15 protein-coding genes are annotated in these 15,202 nt (G+C 67.0%); 6 read left to right on the top strand and 9 right to left on the bottom strand.

Annotation, left to right across the window (positions count from 1 at the left end; genetic code table 11):
• Window positions 1–366: 366 nt before the first annotated feature.
• Window positions 367–2,052, bottom strand: coding sequence for a choline dehydrogenase (locus G3N96_RS14750; RefSeq protein WP_206137640.1), 1,686 nt, complete (start codon window positions 2,050–2,052; stop codon window positions 367–369).
• 169 nt (window positions 2,053–2,221) lie between these two features.
• On the opposite strand from G3N96_RS14750, the gene G3N96_RS14745 reads away from it, so the two are divergent.
• Window positions 2,222–3,121, top strand: coding sequence for a LysR family transcriptional regulator (locus G3N96_RS14745; protein WP_124582186.1), 900 nt, complete (start codon window positions 2,222–2,224; stop codon window positions 3,119–3,121).
• Window positions 3,122–3,350: 229 nt separating this feature from the next.
• Entirely contained in the window at window positions 3,351–3,884 is a 534-nt protein-coding gene (locus G3N96_RS14740) for a class IV adenylate cyclase (RefSeq protein WP_069246759.1), read from the top strand.
• A 66-nt stretch (window positions 3,885–3,950) separates the two neighbouring features.
• Here the strand turns inward: G3N96_RS14740 and G3N96_RS14735 are convergent, their stop codons facing one another.
• Window positions 3,951–4,436: an Lrp/AsnC family transcriptional regulator gene (locus G3N96_RS14735; protein WP_006408082.1), complete on the bottom strand. Its 486-nt coding sequence runs from the start codon at window positions 4,434–4,436 to the stop codon at window positions 3,951–3,953.
• Between the two features lie 139 nt (window positions 4,437–4,575).
• Between G3N96_RS14735 and phhA the strand changes: the two genes are divergently transcribed.
• The gene (gene phhA / locus G3N96_RS14730; RefSeq protein ID WP_241022644.1) at window positions 4,576–5,469 is read left to right on the top strand and encodes a phenylalanine 4-monooxygenase; all 894 of its coding nucleotides are present in this window, start codon (window positions 4,576–4,578) and stop codon (window positions 5,467–5,469) included.
• Between the two features lie 147 nt (window positions 5,470–5,616).
• Window positions 5,617–5,925 carry a 4a-hydroxytetrahydrobiopterin dehydratase gene (locus G3N96_RS14725; RefSeq protein WP_011350499.1) on the top strand — a complete coding sequence of 103 codons (309 nt, stop codon included), beginning with the start codon at window positions 5,617–5,619 and terminating at the stop codon, window positions 5,923–5,925.
• 92 nt (window positions 5,926–6,017) lie between these two features.
• On the opposite strand, the gene G3N96_RS14720 is transcribed toward G3N96_RS14725, so the two are convergent.
• Window positions 6,018–6,248: a DUF3717 domain-containing protein gene (locus G3N96_RS14720; RefSeq protein ID WP_089438903.1), complete on the bottom strand. Its 231-nt coding sequence runs from the start codon at window positions 6,246–6,248 to the stop codon at window positions 6,018–6,020.
• A 122-nt stretch (window positions 6,249–6,370) separates the two neighbouring features.
• On the opposite strand from G3N96_RS14720, the gene G3N96_RS14715 reads away from it, so the two are divergent.
• Window positions 6,371–7,063, top strand: coding sequence for a response regulator transcription factor (locus tag G3N96_RS14715; RefSeq protein ID WP_006401494.1), 693 nt, complete (start codon window positions 6,371–6,373; stop codon window positions 7,061–7,063).
• A 119-nt stretch (window positions 7,064–7,182) separates the two neighbouring features.
• Window positions 7,183–8,667, top strand: coding sequence for a sensor histidine kinase (locus G3N96_RS14710; RefSeq protein WP_206137638.1), 1,485 nt, complete (start codon window positions 7,183–7,185; stop codon window positions 8,665–8,667).
• Window positions 8,668–8,802: 135 nt separating this feature from the next.
• On the opposite strand, the gene G3N96_RS14705 is transcribed toward G3N96_RS14710, so the two are convergent.
• The 6 genes from G3N96_RS14705 to G3N96_RS14680 form a co-directional block, all read right to left on the bottom strand.
• Window positions 8,803–9,333 carry an SET domain-containing protein-lysine N-methyltransferase gene (locus G3N96_RS14705; protein WP_124582180.1) on the bottom strand — a complete coding sequence of 177 codons (531 nt, stop codon included), beginning with the start codon at window positions 9,331–9,333 and terminating at the stop codon, window positions 8,803–8,805.
• A gap of 180 nt (window positions 9,334–9,513) precedes the next feature.
• Window positions 9,514–10,626: an NADH:flavin oxidoreductase/NADH oxidase gene (locus tag G3N96_RS14700; RefSeq protein ID WP_206137637.1), complete on the bottom strand. Its 1,113-nt coding sequence runs from the start codon at window positions 10,624–10,626 to the stop codon at window positions 9,514–9,516.
• 215 nt (window positions 10,627–10,841) lie between these two features.
• On the bottom strand, window positions 10,842–11,552 hold the full coding sequence (locus tag G3N96_RS14695; protein WP_206137636.1) for a glutamine amidotransferase: 711 nt from the start codon (window positions 11,550–11,552) through the stop codon (window positions 10,842–10,844).
• Window positions 11,553–11,580: 28 nt separating this feature from the next.
• Entirely contained in the window at window positions 11,581–12,219 is a 639-nt protein-coding gene (locus tag G3N96_RS14690; protein ID WP_206137635.1) for a MarR family winged helix-turn-helix transcriptional regulator, read from the bottom strand.
• A 508-nt stretch (window positions 12,220–12,727) separates the two neighbouring features.
• Entirely contained in the window at window positions 12,728–13,843 is a 1,116-nt protein-coding gene (locus tag G3N96_RS14685) for a YbdK family carboxylate-amine ligase (RefSeq protein WP_021160413.1), read from the bottom strand.
• 14 nt (window positions 13,844–13,857) lie between these two features.
• Window positions 13,858–15,072 carry a cation:proton antiporter gene (locus G3N96_RS14680; RefSeq protein WP_124582174.1) on the bottom strand — a complete coding sequence of 405 codons (1,215 nt, stop codon included), beginning with the start codon at window positions 15,070–15,072 and terminating at the stop codon, window positions 13,858–13,860.
• Window positions 15,073–15,202 lie beyond the last annotated feature (130 nt).

Raw genomic sequence — 15,202 nt, 5'->3', positions numbered from 1 at the left:
CCTCGAGGGTGGTCTCCCGCGCCGACGCGTATGCACACTGCGCCACATTGTCTCGCCGTTGGTGCAGTGCAATCATCGGGATTTGCACTTATAGGGCTGACCGCCCTGTCGCACGCGGCTGTGCACGGTTTTACACGCCGTTTTTTTGACACGTGCATCATCGACCGTTGCCCTCCTCCCGGCCCCGGCAGGCACGCAACAAAAAAGCCGTGCGACGGCACGGCTTGCATGGATCTTGCCGGATGAACCGGCGTGATTCGCTGCTATCGGCACCCTCGGCACCGCTGCTGCAACAGCAGCTTGTTTCGCAGATCGAATCAGCGGGCGTCATCATGACGGCCCGCTGTCGTGCGTGTCAGCGTTCCGTCACGCGGCCGTCACCGCCTGCTCCGTGCGCACCTGTGTCGCTTCGCGCGCCGCACGGCGATCGGCACGAATCATGTCGCTCGCGCGCTCGGCGATCATCAGCGTCGGCGAATTGGTGTTGCCCGACGTAATGAACGGCATCACCGATGCATCGACGATTCGCAGCCCGGCGATGCCGCGTACGCGCAACCGGCTGTCGACCACCGCGCGCTCATCGTCGGCACGCCCCATCCGGCAGGTGCCGACCGGATGGAAGATCGTCGTGCCGACGGCGCCGGCCGCCTCGATCAGCTCGGCTTCGCTTCGATACTGCAGGCCCGGCAGGATTTCCTCCGGCCGATAGCGCGCGAGCGCCGGCGCGGACGCGATCCGGCGCGTGAGCCGCAGCGCGTTCGCGGCGACGTGGCGATCGTGGTCGGTCGACAGATAGTTCGGCGCGATCGCGGGTGCCGCGCCCGGGTCGGCGCTCGCGATATGCACGCTGCCGCGAGACGTCGGCCGCAGGTGGCACACGGACGCCGTAAATGCGTTGAAGCTGTGCAGCGGCTCGCCGAAGCGCTCGAGCGACAACGGCTGCACGTGGTATTCGAGATCGGGGCGCGTGAGCGCGGGATCGTCGGGATCGGATTTTGCGAACGCGCCGAGCTGCGACGGCGCCATCGACATCGGCCCGCGCTGCAGCAACGCATATTCGGCGCCGATCATCAGCTTGCCCCACCAGTGCGCGGACAGCGTGTTGAGCGTGCGCACGCCTTCGACGCGAAACGCCATCCGCAATTGCAGGTGATCCTGCAGGTTTTCGCCGACGCCCGGCAGATCCTGCACGACGTCGATGCCAAGCGCCTGCAGCCGCCGGCCATCGCCGACACCCGACAGTTCGAGCAGCTGCGGCGAATTCACCGCGCCGGACGTCAGCAGCACCTCCGAACGCGCCCGCGCGACGTAATCGGTGCCGCCGCCGTGGTATTCGACGCCGACCGCGCGCCGCCCGTCGAAGATCACGCGCTGCGCCTGCGCGCCGGTGATCACGGTCAGGTTCGGGCGGGCCATCGCGGGCCGCAGGAACGCCTTCGACGTATTCCAGCGCACGCCGCGCTTCTGGTTCACCTCGAAATAGCCGACCCCGGCATTGTCGCCGCGGTTGAAATCGTCGGTTGCCGGGATGCCTGTCTGCTGCGCGGCCTGCGCGAACGATTCGAGGATCTCCCAGCGCAGCCGCTGCTTCTCGACACGCCAGTAGCCGCCCGCGCCGTGCGCGTCGCTCGCGCCCGCATGGTGATCCTCGCTGCGCTTGAAGATCGGCAGCACGCTGTCCCACGACCAGCCGGCGTCGCCGGTTTCCTGCGCCCAGCTGTCGTAATCCTCGCGCTGGCCGCGCATGTAGATCATCCCGTTGATCGACGAGCAGCCGCCGAGCACCCGGCCACGCGGATACGACAGCGACCGCCCGTTGAGCGCGGCTTCGGGTTGCGTCTTGTACAGCCAGTCGGTGCGCGGATTGCCGATGCAATACAGATAGCCGACCGGGATGTGGATCCAGTGATAGTCGTCCTTGCCGCCCGCTTCGAGCAGCAGCACGTGGATGTCGGGATCCTCGGTCAGGCGGTTCGCGAGCACGCAGCCCGCGGTGCCCGCGCCGACGATCACGTAATCGAATTCGCCTTCTAGCGTGCGTTGGGTGGTCACGGTTTGTCTCCTGTCACGCGGCGCAACGCCGCGCGTCATTTTCAGCATAGTGCGTCGCGCGCCGCGCTTGCGGCCCCGCGCCACGACCGATGAAGCGTACTCCGGCCGCCGGCCGCCGATCCAATGAGTTATGCTGAACTGCGTTATAAGCTGCGCTCATATCACGACGATGGATCTCACCCTGCTCCGCGCGTTCGCGACGGTCGCGCGCGAAGGCAACCTGACGCGCGCCGCCGTGCAGCTGCACCTGACGCAGCCGGCGGTCAGCCTGCAGATCAAGCATCTGCAGGAAACGCTCGGCGTCACGTTGTTCACGCGCACGTCGCGCGGCCTTGCGCTCACGCGCGACGGCCAGACGTTGCTGCCGCATGCGGAACGCGCGCTCGCCGCGGCCGCCGACGTGCAGCGCGCCGCCGCTGCGCTACGGCACGAGGTGCGCGGCCGGCTGCGGATCGGCACGATCCTCGACCCGGGCTTCCTGCGGCTCGGCGGCTTCCTGCGCGCGCTCGTCGAAACCCATCCGCAGATCGAGACGGCGCTGCGGCACGGGATGTCGGGCTGGGTGATCGAACAGGTGCGCACGCAGGCGCTCGACGTCGGCTACTACATCGGCCGGCCGGGCGAGGACGATCCGCTCGACGGCGCGCTGTTCCACACCGTCACGCTCACGCATTTCCAGTACCGCGTGCTCGCGCCGGCCGGCTGGAAGGAGCGCGTGCAGCGCGCACACGACTGGCGCGCGCTCGCCGCGCTGCCGTGGATCTGGACGCCGCCGGCGTCCGCGCACCACCGGCTGCTGTCGCGGCGCTTCGCGGAGGCCGGCGCGCAGCCGCTCAAGGTGGCCGAGGTCGACCAGGAGCAGTCGATGCTCGATCTCGTCAAATCGGGGATCGGATTGACGCTCGCGCGCGACTCGACCGCGCTGGCGGAAGCGCATGCGCATGCGCTGACGATCGTCGAGCCCGTGACGGTGCCCACCGAACTGACGTTCGTGACGCTTGCCGAGCGGCGCGACGAACCGGCGATCGCTGCGGCGCTGCGGCTGATCGAAGCGCAGTGGGCGATATGAGGGCTGCTGATAGCGCCGGGGCTGGCCGCGCACCGGGCGCCAACGCCTGACACGCCGCCGGCCGGCAACCGTGCGGGCCCTCACGCGTGCGGGAATGGGGAAATCACGAGAGCCGAACCTCCCGGCCGCGGCGTGTCGCCGCGTCCCGCCGGTCGTCACGCCACCTTCGCGGGCTTTTTGCTAGATTGTGCGTTCGCACACCGCGAGACCCCGATTGAAGGAGACCCGCATGGCCCGCAACATCGAGATCAAAGCCCGCGCCCGCGAATTCGACCAGCTGCGCGAACAGGCGGCGAGGCTCGCGACCGAAGCGCCGCTGTTCTATCGCCAGCAGGATTTCTTCTATGACGTGCCGCGCGGCCGGCTGAAGCTGCGCCGCTTCGAGGATGGCACGCCGGCCGAGCTGATCTTCTACCAGCGCGACGACCGCGACGGCCCGAAGGCGTCGTACTACACGCGCAGCCCGGTGACGAACCCCGACGCGATGCACGCGCTGCTCGCCACCGCGCTGACCACGCGGGGGATCGTGACGAAGGAGCGGCACGTGTACCTCGCGGGCCGCACGCGCATCCACCTCGACCGCGTCGACGGCCTCGGCGATTTCATCGAACTGGAAGTCGTGCTCGGCCCCGATGACGACGAAGCCGGTGGCGAAGCCGAAGCGCACGACGTATTCGCGAAGCTCGGCGTGTCGCAGGACGACCTCGTCGCCGTTGCGTACGTCGACCTGCTGAACGCCGACACGCCGCACGAAGCGGCCTGATCCGGCCCTGCCCCAAGGCGGCGCAACCCGCGCCGCCCTCAACCCTGCCGCCGCGCGGTAGCCGCGTCAGGCGGCGCCGGGCGCCAGGTGCGCGAGCGGCAGCGCGCCGTTGCGCTTGAAGGTCGTCAGCACGATGTTCGAGCGCACGCTGTCGACACCCGGCACGCGCATCAGCTTCTTCATCACGAACTGCGACAGCGCGTTCAGGTCGGGCGCGACGATCCGCAGCAGATAGTCGGCATCGCCCACCACCGCATGGCATTCGAGTACCTCGGGCAGCACGTCGATCTGCTGCTGGAACTGCTCGATGATCGAGTCGCCGTGGTGCTTGAGCTTGAGGCTCGTGAACGCGGTGACGCCGAGCCCGAGTTTTTCGGGGCGCAACATCACGCGGTAGCCTTCGATCACGCCGGCCGCCTCGAGCCGCTGCAGGCGCCGGCCGATCTGCGACGGCGACAGCGGCACCTCCTCGCCGAGTTGCTGATGCGTCGCGCGGCCGAAGCGCTGCAGCACGTCCAGCAGTGCGAGATCGAAGTGATCGAGTTCCAGCATGAGCATTCTCCGCATTGATTCGTTATTTGATGCGTGATTATCGCATCATCGATTGAATCAACGCCAACTATGCGCCCATTCCGCGCGCAGCCCGCTCTACACTTGCATGGTTCCCAACCGCCACGTGCAGAGCCAGATCATGTCCACCGTCGTCACCGCGAAACTGCAGGAGCAGTTCGATGCGGGCCTCGAAACCCGCGCCGATTTCACCATCGACCAGCCGCTCGCGCGTTACGGCCAGGTCGACCACGCGGTGTGGAAGCAGCTCTATGCACGCCAGTCGGCACTGCTGCGCGGGCGCGCCTGCGACGCGTTCGTCGCGGGGCTCGGGAAGATCGACCTGCCGGCCGATCGCGTGCCGTCGTTCGCCGACGTGAACCGCCAGTTGAAGCCGGCAACGGGCTGGGAGATCGTCGCGGTGCCGGGCCTCGTGCCCGATCGCGTGTTCTTCGAGCATCTCGCGAACCGGCGCTTCCCCGTCACCTGGTGGATGCGCCGCCCCGACCAGCTCGACTACCTGCAGGAACCCGACTGCTTCCACGACCTGTTCGGCCACGTGCCGCTGCTGATCGACCCGGTGTTCGCCGACTACATGCAGGCGTACGGCCGCACCGCGCTCGCGGTCGCCGACGATGAAGCGGCGCTGGCGCGCCTCGCGCGGCTCTACTGGTATACGGTGGAATTCGGGCTGATCCGCGATGCACGCGGCACGAACGGGCTGTCGATCTATGGCGCCGGGATCGTGTCGAGCAAGGGCGAAAGCCTGTACAGCCTCGAAAGCGCGGCGCCGAACCGGCTCGGCTTCGACCTCGAGCGTGTGATGCGCACGAAGTACCGGATCGACACGTTCCAGACGACCTACTTCGTGATCGACGATTTCGCGCAGCTGTTCGCGCTCGCCGACGTCGACGGCCGTGCGCTGGCCGACCGGCTGGCGGCGCGGCCGGAGTTCGCGGCCGGCGCGGTGCTCGATACCGATCGCGTGCTGCATCGCGGCACGGGTGAAGGCTGGCCCGACGACGCGGACGCGTGACGCTCGAGTGCGCCGGGACGCACCGCTGGCGGTCTCCCGATGGCCGTCCCCGGATGCCCGTCGCACAACTATGAAACAATGACCGATGCCGGCTGCGCCGCGCGGCGCAGCCGCGCGCGGGCGCCGTTACCGACCGAGAGGTGCAAGATGATCCACAAGCTCACATCAGAAGAACGCAAGACCCGGCTCGAAGGCCTGCCGCTCTGGACGGCCGTCCCGGGCCGCGATGCGATCCAGCGCAGCCTGCGCTTCGCCGATTTCAACGAAGCGTTCGGCTTCATGACGCGCGTCGCGATCAAGGCGCAGGAAATGAACCACCATCCGGAATGGTTCAACGTGTACAACCGCGTCGACATCACGCTGTCGACCCACGATGCCGACGGCCTGACCGAACGCGACATCGAACTGGCGCTGTTCATCGACCGTGCCGGCGCGCACGCGCAACCGGCCGCCTGAGGCCTTCCTCTACCGCCGCGCGTCTTTCGATGCGCGGCGCGTCAACTTTTCATTTCGATGAACGTTTTCTAGGATGTAGTCAGCGAAAGCCTTCAGCTTTCCAAGCCATCCTTAAGGCGCACGTAAGTCTCATACGCATTCCGTGCCTTGGGGTCCAATCCTTCCAGTTGTAGCGCGCTCTGGCGCTGTACAATCAGCAGCGCATACGGCTTGGAAAGCGCGCTGGCCTCTTCGCAGAGTTTGAGTTCGTCGCCGCTCGACGGCGAGCGGGCGCGCCAGAAATTGATCGCGGCTTCTAGGTCGTTGATCGAAATATCGGACATGTTTGGATTTAAACGTTCGCTGGCCGCCATGCTTGATGTCAGGTGTTGCGGCGCCCCTGTGGAAACGGCGTCGTGCTGTCCGCGTGCCTGAACCGCCAACCCATTGTACTTGAGCGAACTTCATGCGACTCCTTCTGATCGAAGACGACCGCCCCATCGCACGCGGTATCCAGAGCAGCCTCGAGCAGGCTGGCTTCACCGTCGACATGGTGCATGACGGCATCTTTGCCGAACAGGCGCTGGCACAGAACCGCCACGAACTCGTGATCCTCGACCTCGGCCTGCCGGGCATCGACGGCATGACGCTGCTCACGCGCTTTCGCCAGACCAACCGCCACACGCCCGTCATCGTGCTGACCGCACGCGACGAGCTGAACGACCGGATCCAGGGCCTGAACTCCGGCGCCGACGACTACATGCTCAAGCCGTTCGAGCCGGCCGAGCTCGAAGCGCGCATCCGCGCGGTGATGCGCCGCAGCGGCCCGCACAGCGACATGCCGCGTCCGGAAGTGTCGCTCGGTGGCGTCCGCCTGTCGGGCGTCGACCGTCGCATCTTCAACGACGACAAGCCGCTCGAACTGTCGCCGCGTGAATTCGCGGTGCTCGAGATGCTGCTGCTGCGTCACGGCCGCGTCGTCAGCAAGGCCCAGCTGCAGGATCACCTCACGCACTTCGGCGGCGATCTCGGCGACACCGCGATCGAAGTCTACGTCCACCGCGTGCGCAAGAAACTCGAGCAGTGCCGTGTCGAAATCGTCACGGTGCGCGGCTTCGGCTACCTGCTGCAGGAAATCCGCCAGACGGCGAGCGTCTGAACGGCACCGCACACGCGGGCGGCCACGTGCCGCCCGCGTGTGCGCGCTGCTCCGCGTCGCCGGCCGGCGCACGACCGCGCCGCTCCCCGTGAGCGGCGCTTATCCATTTGCCCGTCGAAATGTCTCCTGATCCGGCTGTGACCACCAGCCTGCGCCGCTCGCTGCTTCGGCGCCTCGCCGCCCCGCTGTCGATGCTCGCGCTGATGAGCGGCCTGATCGCCTACTGGCTCGCGTGGCAATACACGCAGCACGTGATCGACCGCTCGCTCGCCGATCTCGCGACCGCCATCTCCAAACAGATCCAGATCGCCGGCCCCGACGCGCCGTTCACGGTGCCGCCGCTCGCGCAGGCGATGTTCTCCGATCCCGCCGAAGCGCTGATCTACCGGATCAGCGACGGCGAACAGGAACTCGCCGGCGATCCCAAGCTGCCGCTGCAGGGGATCAACGTGCGCCGCATGCACCACGCGTACGTGTTCGAGGCCGAATACGACAACCGCGCGGTGCGGGTGGCGCAGGTGCGCGTCGACGACGTCGACGGCGGCAAGCCGATGGTCGTCGAGGTCGCGCAGCCGGTGCGGCACCGCTACCGGATCGCGGCCGAATTCCTCGTCGCGATCATGATGCCGCTGCTGCTGCTGCTGCTCGCGGGCTGGGGCATCGTATGGCGCGTCGTGAACCAGCAGCTCGGCCCGCTCACGCACCTGGCCGATTCGCTGAACCGGCAGACCCACACGTCGCTGGAACCGGTCGACGAAACCGAGGTGCCGCTGGAAATCCGGCCGCTGACGAGCGCGATGAACGCGCTGCTCGGCCGCCTGAAAACCGCGCTCGACGCGCAGCGCAAGTTCATCGCCGATGCCGCGCACCAGTTGCGCACGCCGCTCACCGCCGTGAAGCTGCACGCGGAGCAGGCAGCCGTCGCGCGCGACCCGCACCAGACCTTCGCCGCGGTGCGCGAACTGCGCGCCGCCGCCGACCGCGCGGTGCGGCTGTCCAACCAGTTGCTGTCGCTCGCCCGTGCGGAGCCCGGCGAACAGGCTGCGCGATTCGTCGACGTCGACCTCGCGGCGATGGCGTTCGAAACGGGTGCCGAGTGGGTGCCGCGCGCGCTTGCGTCGCACGTCGACCTCGGCTTCCAGCGCACCGACGATCGGGGGGACGACGAGAAGCTGGTCGTGCGCGGCAACCCGGTGCTGTTGCGCGAGGTGATCGCGAACCTGCTCGACAATGCGCTGAAGTACGTTCCGCTCGCGCGGCCGGACGGCGCACGGATCACGGTGAACGTCGCGCGTGGCGCACTCGAGGACGGCCAGCCGGCCGCCGAGATCGTCGTCGAGGACAACGGCCCCGGCGTGCCCGCCAACCAGCAGGCCGACCTGTTCAAGCGCTTCTTCCGCGGCGACGCGCAAAGCGGCAACGGCGTCGAGACGGGCGCCGGGCTCGGCCTCGCGATCGTGCACGACATCATCGCGATGCACGGCGGCACCGTCTCGTACGAGGATGCATCGGAAGGCGGCTCGCGCTTCGTGGTGCGGGTGCCGCTGGTTGCGCACACCGAGAAGCCGGCCAGCGAAACACCGGCCGCGGCGTCGACGCATTAAGGAACTGACGGACTTGCGGCGGGCGGCCGCTGATCGGGCCGCGCGCCGGATGAGGTAGGCGGAAAGCACGGCTGCACGATGCGGCAGCCATCCGCTGAAACGACAGCGGCAGCGCACGATGCGCCGCCGCCTGCGTCACTTCTTGCTTTTCTTGTCCTTCGACCGGGACTCGGACTTGCCGTCCTTCTTGTCCTTCTTCTTTTTCTTCTTGCCGCCTTCGTCGGTCGTCGCGAGCAGCGTGCCGCGGCACGAGGCCGCGCCGCAATGGCACGCGTACTCGCGCTTGAGCGTCTTCGTCAGCTTCGCGTCGATCACGAGGCCGTAGTCGTAGAACAGTTCCTCTTCCGGCCCGATGTCGCGCAGCGCGTGGATGTACACGCGGCCTTTGACTTCCTCGGCTTCGCAGTTCGGCGCGCACGAGTGGTTGATCCAGCGCGCGCTGTTGCCGTCGATCTTGCCGTCGATCACGCCGCCCTCGTCCAGTGCGAAGTAGAACGTATGGTTCGGTTCGCTCGGGTCGTGCGGGTGGCGGCGCAGCGCCTCCTTCCACGAAATTCGCTCGCCCTTGTATTCCACTACGCGTTCGCCGGCCTTGATCGGCGCCACGGCGAACACGCCCTTGCCGTGTACTCCCGAGCGGCGCACCGCGATCCTGCGTGAACTCATCGAACGAATCCTTGTGAAGACGACTTGAATGGAAGACGGCCGTGGTCAGGGCCTGGCGCCGCGCAAAACGAAAACGCGGCACCGGTGGGTGCCGCGTCGGGGCATGCGGCGAATCACCCGCATCCTACACGTTCACGATTGCTTCGTTCAACATCACGCGCAATATTGCGCGCGCGGTGCTCAACGCTGGCCGAACGCGATGTCGCCGAACAACGCCTTGTGCTCGCGCGGCTGCGAGCGCCAGTATTGCGGCGGCGCCGTCACCTGCGCGCCGAGCTCGGCCGCCGCGTGCCACGGCCAGCGCGGGTCGTACAGCATCGCACGCGCCATCGCGACGAAATCGGCATCGCCGGCCTCGATGAGCCGGTTCGCGTGCGCGGGCTCGTTGATCAGGCCGACGGCGATCGTCGGCATGCCGACCGCACGCTTCACGGCCTGCGCGAACGGCACCTGGTAGCCGGGCGACAGCGGAATCTTCTGCAGCGGCGACACGCCGCCGGACGACACGTCGATCCAGTCGCAGCCGCGGCGCTTCAGTTCGTGCGCGAACGCGATCGTATCGTCGAGCTCCCAGCCGCCTTCGACCCAGTCGGTCGCGGACACGCGCACACCGACCGGCCGGTCTTCCGGAAACGCCGCGCGCACGATCTCGAAGATCTCGAGCGGAAAGCGCATGCGGTTTTCGAGCGAGCCGCCGTATTCGTCGGTGCGCTGGTTCGCGAGCGGCGACAGGAACTGGTGCAGCAGGTAACCGTGAGCCGCGTGCACCTCGATCGCGTCGATGCCGAGCCGTGCGGCCCGCTTCGCCGACGCCGCGAACGCTTCGCGGATCCGGTTCAGGCCCGCGGCATCCAGTGCGAGCGGCGGCGTCTCGCCATCCTTGTGCGGCACGGCCGACGGCGCGTGCGGCAACCAGCCGCCGTCGGCGACGGACACGAGCCGACCGCCCTGCCACGGCACGTTGCTCGACGCCTTGCGCCCCGCATGCGACAACTGCATCGCGATGCGGACCGGCGAATGCTTGCGGATCGCGGCCAGCACGGGCTTCAACGCGGCTTCGGTCGCGTCGTCCCAGAGGCCGAGGTCGCCATGCGTGATGCGCCCGTCGGGTTCCACCGCGGTCGCCTCGATGCAGAGCAGCCCCGCGCCCGACAGGGCGAGATGGCCGAGGTGAATCATGTGCCAGTCGGTCGCTTCACCGCGTTCGGCTGAATATTGGCACATCGGGGAGATCACGATCCGGTTCGGAAGGGTCACGCCACGCAGCGTGAACGGGGAAAACAGCGCAGTCATGGAAGCCGCTCGCCAGGAAGGGAAAGAGCGAACGAGCGTAGCACGCAGGCAGCCAGCGTGCAGATGGCGCGTCCGGCAGTAAGCGGATGGTCAGGTACGGCGCGCGGCAGGTTGCCGGCAATGGAGAAAAGGCGGCGCATACGGCGATGCGCCGGCCTGCAACACATGCGGGCCGGGCATCCCGTTCGCGACAAGCGGCGCCGCCGCTGGCGGCGTCAGAGTCCGACGCTGTCGAGCCACTCCGCGAACATGCGTCGCGCGGCCGCCTCGAGCGCGGGGCCGTGCCGCGCGGTATCGGCGCGCAACTGGCGCGCGTCGATGCCGGGCGTCGCCGCGATTTCGCCGGCGTTCGCGATCAGCCACGGCTCGAAACGATCGGTGCGGATTTCCGGATGGCATTGCAGCGCCAGCACGTGCCGGCCCCAGGCGAATGCCTGGTGACGGCAGGCCGGGGTCGAGGCAAGATGAATCGCCCCGCCCGGCAGGTCGAACGTGTCGCCATGCCAGTGCAGCATCGACGTCGCCGCACCATCGAGATGGCGCAGCGGCGACGCGCGACCGGCATCGGTGAGCGTCAGCGGCGTCCAGCCGAGTTCGTGCTGGGCAGCCGGATAGACGCGCGCACCGAGCGCCCGGGCGATGAACTGCGAACCGAGACAGATCCCGAGGATCGGCAACCCGGCGTCGATGCGCTTGCGCACGAGCGCCGCGAGCGGCGCGATCGTCGGATACTGTGCATCGTCGTACACGCTGAGGGGCCCGCCGAGCACGACGAGGAGCGACGGCTCGAGCACGTCGAGCACCTCGACCCGCGACGACCCGACGTCGACGTAGCGCACCCGCCGGCCCCGTTCGCCGAGCACCTGCTCGAAGCTCCCGAGATCCTCGAAATGCACGTGGCGGATCGCCACGACTTCAGCGTTCATCATCGGCCTCCCGGTCGATCGACGGACGTCAGCTGGCGAAAATCTTCCAGGTCTTCTTCTGCGTCGCCGCGTCGGCCTCTTCCTGCACCGAGCAGTCGAGACGCAGATCGCTGTCGAACATCGAGATGTCGAGCGCCGCGCAGTGATGCACGGTCTTCTTCGACAGCTTGCCCGGCTGGAAGTGAGCGCACGTCAAGCACATGCGCTGCGGCGGCGTCGCACCGGCCACCTGCAGTTCGCGCAGCGTCTTCAGCAGTGCGCGATACAGTGCGCCCTGCTCGTCCGCGCCGAGCTTGCCGACCGCTTTCGTCAGGAATTCAGGCCATTGCAGCGCCTTCTTCGCGGCCGTCCGGCCACGGGCCGACAGGCGCACGGCCAGTGCGCGGCCGTCGTCCAGCGCACGGCGCTTCTCGACGAGACCCTTCGTTTCGAGCGTGCTCACCGCGTCGCTCGTGGTCGCCGCGGTCAGCTGCGTCTCGCGCGCGATCTCGCCGAGCCGCATCGGGCCCTTGCGCTGCAGCAGCAGCACGAGAATCTCGCCCTGCGTCGGCGTGAGGCCTGCGCCTTCCGCCCAATCCCATGCCTGGCTTCGCATGGCCGTACTCAACCGCAGCAGGCTGTGGGTCACACGTCCCGAAGCCTGATTCCCGTAAACGCCTTCGCTCATAGTCTTTTCGCTTTGCCGCCGCCCGGTTTGCCGAGCGGCCGTAGTGTGGAGATCGAATGTCTATCTCAAAACAGACATCCTCTTGCGAGTATGTCAGCACGGCCGTCGCGAGGGCACACGCGGCGGTCGCGTTCGCGGCGACCGGTAAGACACTCGACGTTCCGGTGTCCGCAAAGCCGACATTCTAAGCGAGAGCGGAAAATCGCACAGCTAAGTTATCCCCTTCATTCTGTGGAAAATCACTGGATAACCAGGATTTTTCGTTGTGCCAGCAATGCCGAACGACCGCCGAACGGTGCGCCAGGGCATTTTCCTGTTCGGATCGGCCATCGGGCCAACCGCAATGATCCACCGGGTTATCCCGCGCACAGATCGTTGACTTTGCAGCGGAATGTCAAGTTATCCACAGATTTTCAGGACAACCGGCAACGATTTCGGCGCCAATCCGGGGCGCCGGCCGTTCAGTGAATCGCGACTCGGTCGACCCCGTAATCTGCAAAACATTTTTTCACTCGCGCCAACGTAAGCACTGCTGGCGGACCGTCTCATTGAGCGATTTTTCCTGTTTGAAAACGGTTCTCAACCACGATGCGTCGTTCACGCGCGCCTGCGCGAGCGCGCCGATCTCGTCGAGCGCCGCGCGCGAACCGAGCGCGGCCGCGTGCGGCGCGATCCGGTCGAGCGTGTCGAGGATGTCTTCGGCGATCGTGCGGCGCTCACCCGTCTGAGGATTCACGCAGGTGCCCTCGAGCCCGAAGCGGCATGCCTCGAAACGGTTGAACGTGTAGACGAGGTAGTCGTCCTCGGACAGCTTCAGCGGCCGGTCGGTCAGCAGGTAGCGCGCGAGCGTCTGGATGTAGCAGGCGATCGCCGCCGCGCGGTCGACCGACAGCGGCGTGTCCATCACGCGCACCTCGATCGTCCCGTAGCCGGGCTTCGGCCGGATGTCCCAGTAGAAGTCCTTCATCGAGTTGACGACGCCGGTGTTCACCATCTTCGTGAAGTATTCCTCGAAGCTGTCCCAGGTCAGCACGAACGGCGCGCGGCCCGACAGCGGGAACGCGAACACCGAATTCAGGCGTGCCGAATGGAAGCCGGTGTCGACGTTCTGCACGAACGGCGACGACGCGGACAGCGCGATGAAGTGCGGAATGAAGCGCGACATCGAGTGCAGCAGGAACAGCGCGCTGTCGGGATCGGGGCAGCCGATGTGCACGTGCTGGCCGAACACGGTGAACTGCTTCGCGAGATAGCCGTACAGCTCGGAGATGTACTGGAAGCGCGGCGCGTCGTAGATCTGCCGGTCGCTCCATTGCTGGAACGCATGCGTGCCGCCGCCGGCCAGGCCGACGTTGAGCTGGTCGGCCGCCTTCACCAGCACGTCGCGGATCGCATGCAGCTCGCTCACCGCCTGCTCGTGCGAATGGCAGATGCCGGTCGACAGCTCGATCATGCTCTCGGTGATTTCCGGCGTGATGTTGCCCGGGAAGGTCTCGCCCTGGATCAGGCGCATCAGGTCGGAGGCCGCTTTGGTCAGGTCGTAGTTGTGCGTGTTGACGACCTGGATCTCCAGTTCGACGCCGAACGTAAACGGCTCGGAATTGACGAAGGTTTCGAGTGCCATGGCAGGTTCCGGAATCAGTTGCCGTCGCTGCGTTCACCGACCGCCGACAGGCAGCGGTACACGATGAACGGGCTGACGAGCTGCAGGATCACGATCGTGCACATCACGATCGCGCGCAGGTGCGGGTCGAAATTCGGATAGAGCTGGTAGGTGTCGTCGACGAGCAGGTACGACAGCGCGGACATCGGCGTGAGCGCGATGCCGAGCGCGATGCCCTGCTTCATGCCGATGCCGCTCGGCTTCGCGAACGCGACGACGCCGGCCAGCTTCGCAACGAGCCGCGTGACGATCAGCACGATCGCGAGCAACCCGCCGAGCGCGATGTCGCCCCACGTGAACGACGTGAGCGTGAGCACGAACAGCGTCACCGTCAGCAGCCAGCCGGCCGTGCCGAAGTGCTCGGGCCACAGTTGCGGGCGCGCCTCGAGGTTCTTCACGATGATGCCGGCGAGCAGCAGCGTGAGCAGCGTCGACAGCTTCAGCGCCTGGGCGACGGCGATCGCGAGCATCACGAGCCCGAACAACGCGACGAACGAATGCTCGTCGCGCATCGTCGCGGTCATGTGGCGGAACAGGTAGTTGCACGAACGCGCGACGACATACGCGACGATGAACGACCCCGCGAGCAGGTAGAGCGGCTGCAGGATCGTCGCGAAAACGTTGCCGTACGCTTCCTGGTGGAGCCAGCTCGTCACGAGCTTGGTCAGCACGATCGCATAGACGCTGTTGAGCGCGGTGAGCGTGATGAGGCGTTGCGACACCTGCCCTTCCGCGCGCAGTTCGGTCTTCAGCTGGATCACCATCGATGGCGACGTCGCGATCGCGATCGCCGACAGCACCAACGCGACCATCCCCGACACCCCGAGCGCGAGCATCACGAACAGCACCAGCACGAACGTCAGCGTGGCTTCGGCGAGGCTCGACGCGACGAGCCACGGATTGCGCCGGATCCAGCGCAGGTCGAGACGGCTGCCGAGCTCGAACAGCAAGAGGCCGAGCGCGACGTCGATCAGCAACCGGGATGTTTCGTCGGTGCTGGCATCGATCACGCCGAAGCCGAACGACCCGGCGATGAGACCGATCACCGCATAGCCGGTGATGCGGGGCAGACGCCATGCGCGATAGCAAAGCTCGCCACACAGGCCGGCCGCGAACAACGCGAGTCCGGCCCAGAACACGGCATCCGGCGTGAGCGGCCAGTTGGGCAGGAATGAGAACGCCGACTTCATCGTGGTGACTTCTCCTTTGGAAGCGACCGCCAGCGACGCGGGGTCAAGCGTCAGAAATGGATGCGCGCCGGCTGGGTATCGCCCCGAATGTGATTGTTGTGTCGACGACGGCGGGACATGGGATCCGCCT

Source organism: Burkholderia sp. Se-20373, assembly GCF_017104705.1.
Classification (GTDB): Bacteria; Pseudomonadota; Gammaproteobacteria; order Burkholderiales; family Burkholderiaceae; genus Burkholderia.
This window is presented reverse-complemented; position numbering and strand designations above follow the sequence as displayed.

Excerpts from the sequence above, each read along its gene's own strand:
- G3N96_RS14745 (WP_124582186.1), top strand. The coding sequence starts at position 2,222 with ATGGATCTCACCCTGCTCCGCGCGTTCGCGACGGTCGCGCGCGAAGGC.
- G3N96_RS14740 (WP_069246759.1), top strand. The coding sequence starts at position 3,351 with ATGGCCCGCAACATCGAGATCAAAGCCCGCGCCCGCGAATTCGACCAG.
- G3N96_RS14735 (WP_006408082.1), bottom strand. The coding sequence starts at position 4,436 with ATGCTGGAACTCGATCACTTCGATCTCGCACTGCTGGACGTGCTGCAG.
- phhA (WP_241022644.1), top strand. The coding sequence starts at position 4,576 with ATGTCCACCGTCGTCACCGCGAAACTGCAGGAGCAGTTCGATGCGGGC.
- G3N96_RS14725 (WP_011350499.1), top strand. The coding sequence starts at position 5,617 with ATGATCCACAAGCTCACATCAGAAGAACGCAAGACCCGGCTCGAAGGC.
- G3N96_RS14720 (WP_089438903.1), bottom strand. The coding sequence starts at position 6,248 with ATGTCCGATATTTCGATCAACGACCTAGAAGCCGCGATCAATTTCTGG.
- G3N96_RS14715 (WP_006401494.1), top strand. The coding sequence starts at position 6,371 with ATGCGACTCCTTCTGATCGAAGACGACCGCCCCATCGCACGCGGTATC.
- G3N96_RS14710 (WP_206137638.1), top strand. The coding sequence starts at position 7,183 with ATGTCTCCTGATCCGGCTGTGACCACCAGCCTGCGCCGCTCGCTGCTT.
- G3N96_RS14705 (WP_124582180.1), bottom strand. The coding sequence starts at position 9,333 with ATGAGTTCACGCAGGATCGCGGTGCGCCGCTCGGGAGTACACGGCAAG.
- G3N96_RS14700 (WP_206137637.1), bottom strand. The coding sequence starts at position 10,626 with ATGACTGCGCTGTTTTCCCCGTTCACGCTGCGTGGCGTGACCCTTCCG.
- G3N96_RS14695 (WP_206137636.1), bottom strand. The coding sequence starts at position 11,552 with ATGAACGCTGAAGTCGTGGCGATCCGCCACGTGCATTTCGAGGATCTC.
- G3N96_RS14690 (WP_206137635.1), bottom strand. The coding sequence starts at position 12,219 with ATGAGCGAAGGCGTTTACGGGAATCAGGCTTCGGGACGTGTGACCCAC.
- G3N96_RS14685 (WP_021160413.1), bottom strand. The coding sequence starts at position 13,843 with ATGGCACTCGAAACCTTCGTCAATTCCGAGCCGTTTACGTTCGGCGTC.
- G3N96_RS14680 (WP_124582174.1), bottom strand. The coding sequence starts at position 15,072 with ATGAAGTCGGCGTTCTCATTCCTGCCCAACTGGCCGCTCACGCCGGAT.